The sequence below is a fragment of the Nostoc mirabile CHAB5784 genome (assembly GCF_020829645.1).
Lineage (GTDB): Bacteria > Cyanobacteriota > Cyanobacteriia > Cyanobacteriales > Nostocaceae > Nostoc > Nostoc mirabile.
In genome coordinates this window covers 28,540-36,327 of sequence record NZ_JAIVFS010000086.1, presented here as the reverse complement: position 1 = coordinate 36,327, position 7,788 = coordinate 28,540, and the positions used below count along the sequence as shown (strand labels likewise).

At 39.6% G+C, this 7,788-nt stretch carries 7 protein-coding genes and 1 pseudogene; 5 read left to right on the top strand and 3 right to left on the bottom strand.

Annotated features, from left to right (window positions below; translation table 11 throughout):
- The 3 genes from LC653_RS34015 to LC653_RS34005 form a co-directional block, all read left to right on the top strand.
- The coding region (locus tag LC653_RS34015) for a DEAD/DEAH box helicase (RefSeq protein WP_229499185.1) at positions 1-2,353 on the top strand (2,353 nt) is incomplete at its 5' end.
- A 37-nt stretch (positions 2,354-2,390) separates the two neighbouring features.
- Positions 2,391-2,612, top strand: coding sequence for a hypothetical protein (locus LC653_RS34010; RefSeq protein ID WP_229499184.1), 222 nt, complete (start codon positions 2,391-2,393; stop codon positions 2,610-2,612).
- Positions 2,613-2,689: 77 nt separating this feature from the next.
- Entirely contained in the window at positions 2,690-2,896 is a 207-nt protein-coding gene (locus LC653_RS34005; protein ID WP_229499182.1) for a hypothetical protein, read from the top strand.
- 81 nt (positions 2,897-2,977) lie between these two features.
- On the opposite strand, the gene LC653_RS34000 is transcribed toward LC653_RS34005, so the two are convergent.
- Together LC653_RS34000 and LC653_RS47580 are read right to left on the bottom strand one after the other, a co-directional pair.
- Positions 2,978-5,191, bottom strand: coding sequence for a hypothetical protein (locus tag LC653_RS34000; RefSeq protein ID WP_229499181.1), 2,214 nt, complete (start codon positions 5,189-5,191; stop codon positions 2,978-2,980).
- Positions 5,192-5,194: 3 nt separating this feature from the next.
- Positions 5,195-5,359, bottom strand: a pseudogene (locus LC653_RS47580) (LuxR C-terminal-related transcriptional regulator); the annotation flags it as partial.
- A gap of 100 nt (positions 5,360-5,459) precedes the next feature.
- On the opposite strand from LC653_RS47580, the gene LC653_RS33995 reads away from it, so the two are divergent.
- Together LC653_RS33995 and LC653_RS33990 are read left to right on the top strand one after the other, a co-directional pair.
- Positions 5,460-5,711 (top strand): hypothetical protein, encoded by a 252-nt coding sequence (locus LC653_RS33995; RefSeq protein ID WP_229499179.1) that lies wholly within the window; start codon positions 5,460-5,462, stop codon positions 5,709-5,711.
- Positions 5,712-6,108: 397 nt separating this feature from the next.
- Positions 6,109-6,399, top strand: coding sequence for a hypothetical protein (locus LC653_RS33990; RefSeq protein WP_229499177.1), 291 nt, complete (start codon positions 6,109-6,111; stop codon positions 6,397-6,399).
- Between the two features lie 294 nt (positions 6,400-6,693).
- Here LC653_RS33990 and LC653_RS33985 read toward each other — a convergent pair whose 3' ends face one another.
- The gene (locus tag LC653_RS33985; protein ID WP_229499175.1) at positions 6,694-7,554 is read right to left on the bottom strand and encodes a HEAT repeat domain-containing protein; all 861 of its coding nucleotides are present in this window, start codon (positions 7,552-7,554) and stop codon (positions 6,694-6,696) included.
- Between the last annotated feature and the right edge of the window lie 234 nt (positions 7,555-7,788).

The following is a 7,788-nucleotide window of genomic DNA, read 5'->3' as shown; positions in this document are numbered from 1 at the left end:
TGAATTACCGCCGTTCCCCGTGCGGTCAAAACTTCTCCCTTATCTATTGGATTTTGACTACGCTGCTTTTAATTACAACCTCAAAAAAGATTTTCAGAAAATTAGCGACCAGAATTACTTTCAGTGGGCAAGACCAGAACATCCAGCTTACGAATATCTGTTTGGACAACCAAAAGCACCTCAACATGAAGTACTTTTTTTGGGTGCTTTTCCCAACTCACAGGCGGATGACTATCAAGCACTTGCTCTCAAACATTCACAGGAACAACCTGTTACTGCTGTGATTGGGCCACCGGGGAATGGCAAGACGACGCTGTTGCTGCATAAGATAGCCCAGCAAGTGGTACATCGAGCAGTGGAATTAGCAACAACGGGTTCAGATAGAAGTAACCTAACTGTGGTAACAAGCACTAACAAATTTGCTGTAAATAACGTTGAGAAAATCTTAGCCAGCAACCTGACCTCTGACTGTTTCTACTTATCAGGAGGTTCTAGGGATTTAGTTGAGAGCCAAGTGTTACCTAGTTTACAAACTGCACTCGACTGGTTAGCCAAAGAAACGTTTAAATCGGATGAATGGGAGTCAGCAAAGCAACAGTTGTTAGCTGGTGTTCAGCAAATAGAATCTCACCTGAAGCAAGACGAGCATGATCTTCAACAGAAAAAAGCTGATGAGCAGTTATTAGAGTCGCTATGCCACGATATACAATTGCTGTCAGTGGCGATAAAAACTTCTGCATTTGAATCTTCGTCACCATTAGAATTTGACCGCGACTACAATAAGTTCCCCCTAGAAGCTTACCAGCAGATAGGGGAACATCTTGACACTGCTAGGCGTTCTTTACCTAGAGTTGATTACAGGCAGAATAAGAGTAGAAATACCAACTGGGTTGCCCAGCTTTTGCAGACGATTAAACGATTCTGGCACTCGATAACCAAAACCAGCCCACATCATATTCTCAAACGCTTGCACAAACAGATAGAGATGCCTGTGTTGGCGACGCTGGCCACCCCATTTCAATTTCAAATCCCACTAACAACTGAATCTCTCATCGCCGCCCAGCAGAGTGTTGACCAGCTTATTGCAGAAGCATCTTTCTGGCAGCAACAACAGAATGGTATTGACAGCACACAACAGCAGCTTGAGTCAAGAAAGCAGCAACTCAAAGACCTGATTACTCGCCGTTCTCAAATCGAAAACCGACTCGCTACTTATCCCACCAAAGATTTCTACAGTCGCTTTTACACTGAATTGCACTCGTTGCAAGTAGAGTTATTTGAGTGGTCTTGGGAATTTCAACAGCAAGAAGCTCTGCGGCGAAAAGATGAAGTGACAGCTTCCATAAGAACTTACATTGCATTATTGAATGGCGAATGGGATGCTTACCGTCAGTTAAGTCTAAATTGGAAAAACATTTATCGGGATATCAGTCTGTTATTTCCAGTGTTTCTTTGCACTTTGCACTCTATCCGCAATTTGTTACCCTATCCCGATAGTGGCTGTATTGATCAAGTAATTGTAGATGAAGCGGGTCAGATTCCACCGCATCAAGTTTTCCCCGTTTTAGTTAGGTGTAATCGGGCTTTGATTGTTGGCGATCCATTGCAATTGGAGCCGGTTGTTAATTTGAGCGACCAGAAGAAAGAAGAATATCGCAGCAAGGCGTTTCTAGAACAGGGGCTAACGGATGTAGATTATGACCGCTACAGCCCCACTGCTTCCACAGCTTATCATCGAGCGGCTGGGGCATCAGGACAACCCAGAGATATTGGTCAGGGGATTATCCTTAAATATCATTACCGTTGCGTTCCGATGATTGCTGATTTTTGCGATCGCTTGTGCAACTACGGGATGGTCATCAAAACTGAGCCTAAAGCTTCTCGTTTGGGTACTAACCTGATTGGTTGCCATGTGGAAGGGAAGCTGGAGAACAACGTTAATTGGGCAGAAGTTGATGCAGTAGAAGCGTTGATTGAGGAGTTGTTAGCGGCGGGTTATTGCTTAAATTCTCCTGACTCTGACAACACGATTGGCGTGATTTCACCTTACCGCCGTCAAGTAGATGCGCTGACTCAACGCTTAAAATCTCGTTGGTCAGATTTTTCCCCCAAGAACATTGGCACAGTTCACACATTTCAAGGGGGTCAGAAGTCAGTAATAATTTTCTCGACTCGCCAATGTCAACCAACTGATAGCCTCTGGTTTATTAATCGTCGGCCTAATTTACTGAATGTTGCTGTCAGTAGAGCGAGAGAATTGTTTATTTTGGTGGGGGACTTGGGGCGAATTTCTGAGGGTGGTTACACCAGAGATTTGGTGGAATATATCAAGGAATTTGGGGAGACGCGATAATTGTAATAAAGGCATTTTATTCATTTGGAGGGGAATTATGTCAGCAAGAGTAGAGAGGCAGAATACTATCACTAGAAAGAATCTTGTTTCTAGCTTGATAATTGGGTTAATTGTTGGACTATTGGCTGGTCTTCCCTTGGGTTGGATAGCTCATCAGTTCTATGCTGAACGACGGTTAACTGATGTGTTAGTTTGTCGGGAAAAGAATCGGAACTTGCCGGAAGTTAAACTTCAGTCTCTTTGCGGGTCAAGATTCTAAAGTAAATCGCCAATAATCAATACCTGTACATGGACAGTATGTAGGGCAGACGGACACAGGTAGCGTTAAAGGTGCGTTTGAAAAATTTTAAGTACAGTTTATTAACATTTTTGCGCTCATTTATTGTTGCTTTACTTGGTTCTAGTGCTGGTTTTTTTCTTGGTTGGCTGTGGTATAAATGGACGCTTAAAACTGACCCAAGTTTCTCAAATCCTAACCTGAGTGGTCTAAGTCAGGGAATGATGGCAGGATATTTAATTACTGTTTGGTTATTTTGTCGCTAATAAACACATGACATTAAATAAAAATTTTTCGCTACCTAGTTCCTTTTTTGTTGAGCATGACGAGAAATCTTGTATTTCATTTCACTCTATCTGATTACTTCCACCATTTTCCTTCGCACGTCTTACCTTCTCAATTTGCTTGGGTGCTTCTATTTCTCTAAATAGTCGAATCGCTTTATCAAAATTTTCCTTACTGTTTTCTAATTCTTCCATTTTCTGATAAGTCAATCCTAATTGATAGTAAGCTTCAGCAAGGTCACATTTAGCACCTATTTTCTCCAGCAGAACTATCGCTTTTGAATTATAAGAAAATGCAGTTTCAAATTCTTGCTGTTCTCGATAAAGTTCTGCCAGACCAGTTAAAGCCCTAGCTTTAATTTGAGTGTAGTGGTTGTCATCAGCAAAGGTAACAGCCTGATTGTACATTTGAAAAGATGTTTGGATATCTCCTAAATTTTTATAAGTTAATCCTAGAAATATAAACCTATGTCCTATAGCCCATTCATTTAATTCATCTGAATCATCTTTTGATGAGTTATAACTTTTGTTAGCAAAATCTTGTGCTTTTTCTTTAAAGGATGTATTTGAATATATAAAAGCTAAAGCATAATATGCTTCTATTTGAAAATTATAATGATTTTTTTGCTGAGAAATTTCTAAAAGCTTTAAAAAGATTTCTTCTGCTTCTTGCATTTCTAATAAATCTATTTTACAAAGACCCTTGCCTACTAATGAACACATATAAAACCTATCTAATGTTAAATCATTCTGGCTATTAGTATTTGCATGTAAGCATTCTATATCTAATATTTCTGCATTTTCATACTCCCTAAGGCTTTCAGAAAGATTACCAACGATCCAATAGCTTTGAGCAAGATTAAGGTGAATGCTTACCAAATTTATTCCACGTAAAACATTACCAATTATTTGAGTTGCCGCTAACATCAGTTTTTGTAATAGGCCTAATGTCCGAAGTGAAGTACCTAGATTTTCTCCACCTTCTAAATTATGCCATTTCCATTTTGATTTTCTTCTATATACCATTACACTACAAGCCGCTTCAAAATCATCAATAGCTAAATAATGATAGTAAGCTTCAAAAGCTTGTAATGCTTCCTCCATAATGTAAACCTTGTTAACACTCTTTGTCCAAAATTCTGCTGCGTTCCGGTTTGCTGTCTCCCAATCTTCACTCATTCTCAGCCTACTTATCGCTTCTTCTCTAATCACTGGATGCAACCAGTATTCGCCATTTTGAAACTCTACTAAAGAGCGAGCGCGCAAAGAATTTACTACCCGCCGATGTTGTGACTCTGGCATGTCCCATAGCAAACAAAAAAGTCCATTAATAGAAACTGTTGCAATATCTTGATAACGATAACATCCTAAACGGCAGAGGAGTTTAAAAGCTGAAGAGTGGCGTTGTTCCAAACAATTAAACTGAGTGGTGACTAAATCTCTTAAATCAGCTTCAACTAATAAATCTCCCTGATTCATTTGCCAATATGGCTCTAGATTACCTGCATAATCTACTTGAATAGCACCAGCAATAATTTCCATTGCTTTAGCATTCCCTCCGAAGGCATTATGTATAGCACTGAAAGCTGGAGAATTTGTTTCAAGACTGCGGCTGTGAAAATATTCTTCCCATGCGTTAACAGACAAACCTTCCAGAAAATAATACCGAAGAGAAACATCAGCTTCATGTAGGCGATCGCGGCTGGTAATCAGCGTCAATGACTGCAAACTTAGATCGGTTAAAACTCGTAACAACTCTACATAGCGGCGATGAGGCTTAATCAACTTACAATTTTCATCTAATGCGGGTTCAAGATTATCAATTAAAACTCCAATTCTTTCAGTCTGAAGTTTTTGGCGAAAGCGTTCGAGAGATACGCCAAACTCCCTTCCTGGTTCTTCATTAAGTTGGCGTAGTCGTTCCTCAAGTAGGCTTTCAATGGGAGTAATATTTTCGGTTTCTTTGGCAATGGGAAACTCTATATAAAAACCAAATTTTTGCTGAAGATAATTTCTGGCTAAAGTTGTCTTTCCGACACCACCTTTTGCTTGAATCAGGATAACTTTTGCACCTTGGCTATCGAAGTCGTTGAGATGTGCGATCGCTCTTTCACGCCCAACAAAATTCTTATCTGGTACGCTTTTTTTAGGTATCTGTTCTAATATTGCGGTTTCTATAGGAGTTTTACTCACTACGAAATCTGGCTTGTACCTCTGAAAAAGAGCAATCAAATCAGCACGTTTTGAGTAGCGTTGATCTGGGAACTCATTTTTCAAACCAAACTCCTCACAGATGTCTCTGATGTGTTGTCTTACCGTTGCTTTAGTAATATTTAGGGATTTGGCGATCGCTTCATCTGTCTCTCCAGCCAAAAACTTGATCAATACTTCCCGTCGTCTGTGTGTTAACTCGTTGAATGCTTTGTCGAACTGTCCTTTACTCATATTTTTATGCTAGTTCCCGGCCGCTTCACAAGCGTTTAGTGGACTTGTTTATTAAGACTCACAGCTTTGTGCATTTGGTGTTTATTCCACGAGTGCAACTATGAAATTAAGCCGATATCGGTTTAACAAAGCAACAACAAAGCAACAAACCACTAATTTGCTCAAAATTATCTCAAACACCAAGAGGCAAAAAGTAATGAGTAGTTCCGAAAAGATTTCCACCGTCATAGCCGTCATCGGGTTGAGTATCCAGTTTTCCGGGTTATGTATTCAGTTTACTAGATATTTCGACCCACCGAAGTTAAATACAGTACAAGCATCAATAGTTCAAACATCCTCTGAAACTAAATAAAGCAACAACGATATACAGAGGGTTTCAAGCAAACAGAACATACAAATGAACTCCAAAAGCCACTTTGCTAGCTGTACTCAAGTTTTGAAGTTTTTCAATTCCAAATATCTAACTCTTAAAAAAGGCAGAGACCATGAACACTAATCTAAATAATAGCTACAATCTCCTATTTAAGTGGAGTTGTAAGGGACTGAAATATTTTCTGCTGACTTTGTTTGGTTTTGTAATCGCATATGTGATTTCTAAAGTGTTTGGATGTGACACAATTGTTCAGATACTTTTATCTCCTTTTGTCTGGGAATGGCTTTTCCGAATTGCAGTACTTATCTTATGTTTTTTTGGAATCGCCATAATCTATGAGTCTACTCGTTAATTTTCTATGGAGATTTCTTAACCAATGCTATATTCGATGAGATTACCATTCCGACTAACTCAGCAACTTGGAGAAATATATTTTATAAAAAGTATGAGTGTTCAAGGCAACACAGCTTTTATCCCAATTGCAATCAGCACTATCTCCTTGATTTACTTCTTGACAACTTCTGCAAAAGTGCCAATTCATGTAACTCTAGCCAACCATACTTTTACTTTAAAAATTATGGTTGAAATTCATCCCGATAAATGCATACCTAAGGCAGGGAATCACCCCTTGGACTCGGCTACAAAATGGGATATTCTGATTCACTGAGTTTTCACGGCAGATATCTCCAACCTATTCTCCATCTGGCTTCGGAAGTATTCACTCTTTGCATATAAATTTCCACAAGCTCTAAGGTTTCAAGAACCAATGCTTCAAGTTCATTGACGACTACAACAGCTTTGTTACGAAACAAGCCTTCGAGACGGAAGGCAAGATTAAGTCTTACTTTCTTTGATTTAAAAACTCGTTGCGCTCTCGGCGGCGATAGTGGAGTGGCTGGGGTGATCGTGCCAAAACGAAAAAATTGTACGATAAGGCTGAAAGTATTGTACAGTAATTCATTTATTTATATGAATTTTTTAAATTTCGCTGTCTTCGAGCTTCTCTCTTGTGCTGTGCTTTATTCAAGCTTTCATGATCATTAACGCTCTGTTGGTGAGTAACAATTTTTGGTGTTGTTTGCTGATTGCCAGTTGGTGTTAGGGATTTAGACGCTAAGTCGTTCCTAGTCTTTAAGCCAAAATAGACCTGCACATCATCAAAATCTCCCACCACCTCATCATCAACACGCCCCGCTTCAAAAGCTTGTTCAATTAGAGGTAAAGAATCTATTGCTTTGAGGTCAATTAGCACAGAAATGATGTGACCATTTAATTCAGGACTATTTTCTTCAAAAGACTCTAGCTGTTGAGACAAGGCAGCAACACAATGCGCCTGATGCTCTGGATATACACAGGCAATTCTTTTGATAGTAACGATAGCTTGAACTCGCCAAGTTTCGTCATGAGAGTCATCAGCAAGATAAGCAGCCAGTGTTGGGATTGCGGGTAAACCAATCAGACTTAAAACATCCGTCAATTCCTCAATCAAGAAGAACAACACTTCATTATCAAAAGCATCATCCATTTTGGGGAATAAGCTAATCAATGGTTCAATTGCTGATGATGCGCGGAGTTGTCCTAATGCCCGAACTGCATGAAGAGGTGCGTATTCTAATAAACTGTCTTCACCAAAAAAATCATTTTCATCATCCGAAAGATTGTATAAATCTTCATCACATGCCATACGAATCAACTCAGGAATATCCTCGGCAGTGATGCCCAATTGCTGATAGTCAGGCCATTCAGATGGGGATAACTTTTTAGTTGCTGGCTGATAGTCAAGTAATTGATTAACAGGAGCCGAATAACTATTTCTTGGCATAAAATATCTAAGTCAATTTTTTACTGGAGTTTGGACAAGCTTTTTGATTGCACTTTACTCTTAACAGTTAATTAACCCCAATTACAACCACATCAGGGGGAATACTGCACTGCGGTAACGAGCGTTTTTGTTGCAAGGCATCTCTGTTAAACTGCAACGCACTACTTTTTGCGGGTTTTGGAGTGTATGCCGGCGACTGTTTTAGCTGCTTCACCAGGGCGCTAGTTCCGGCAT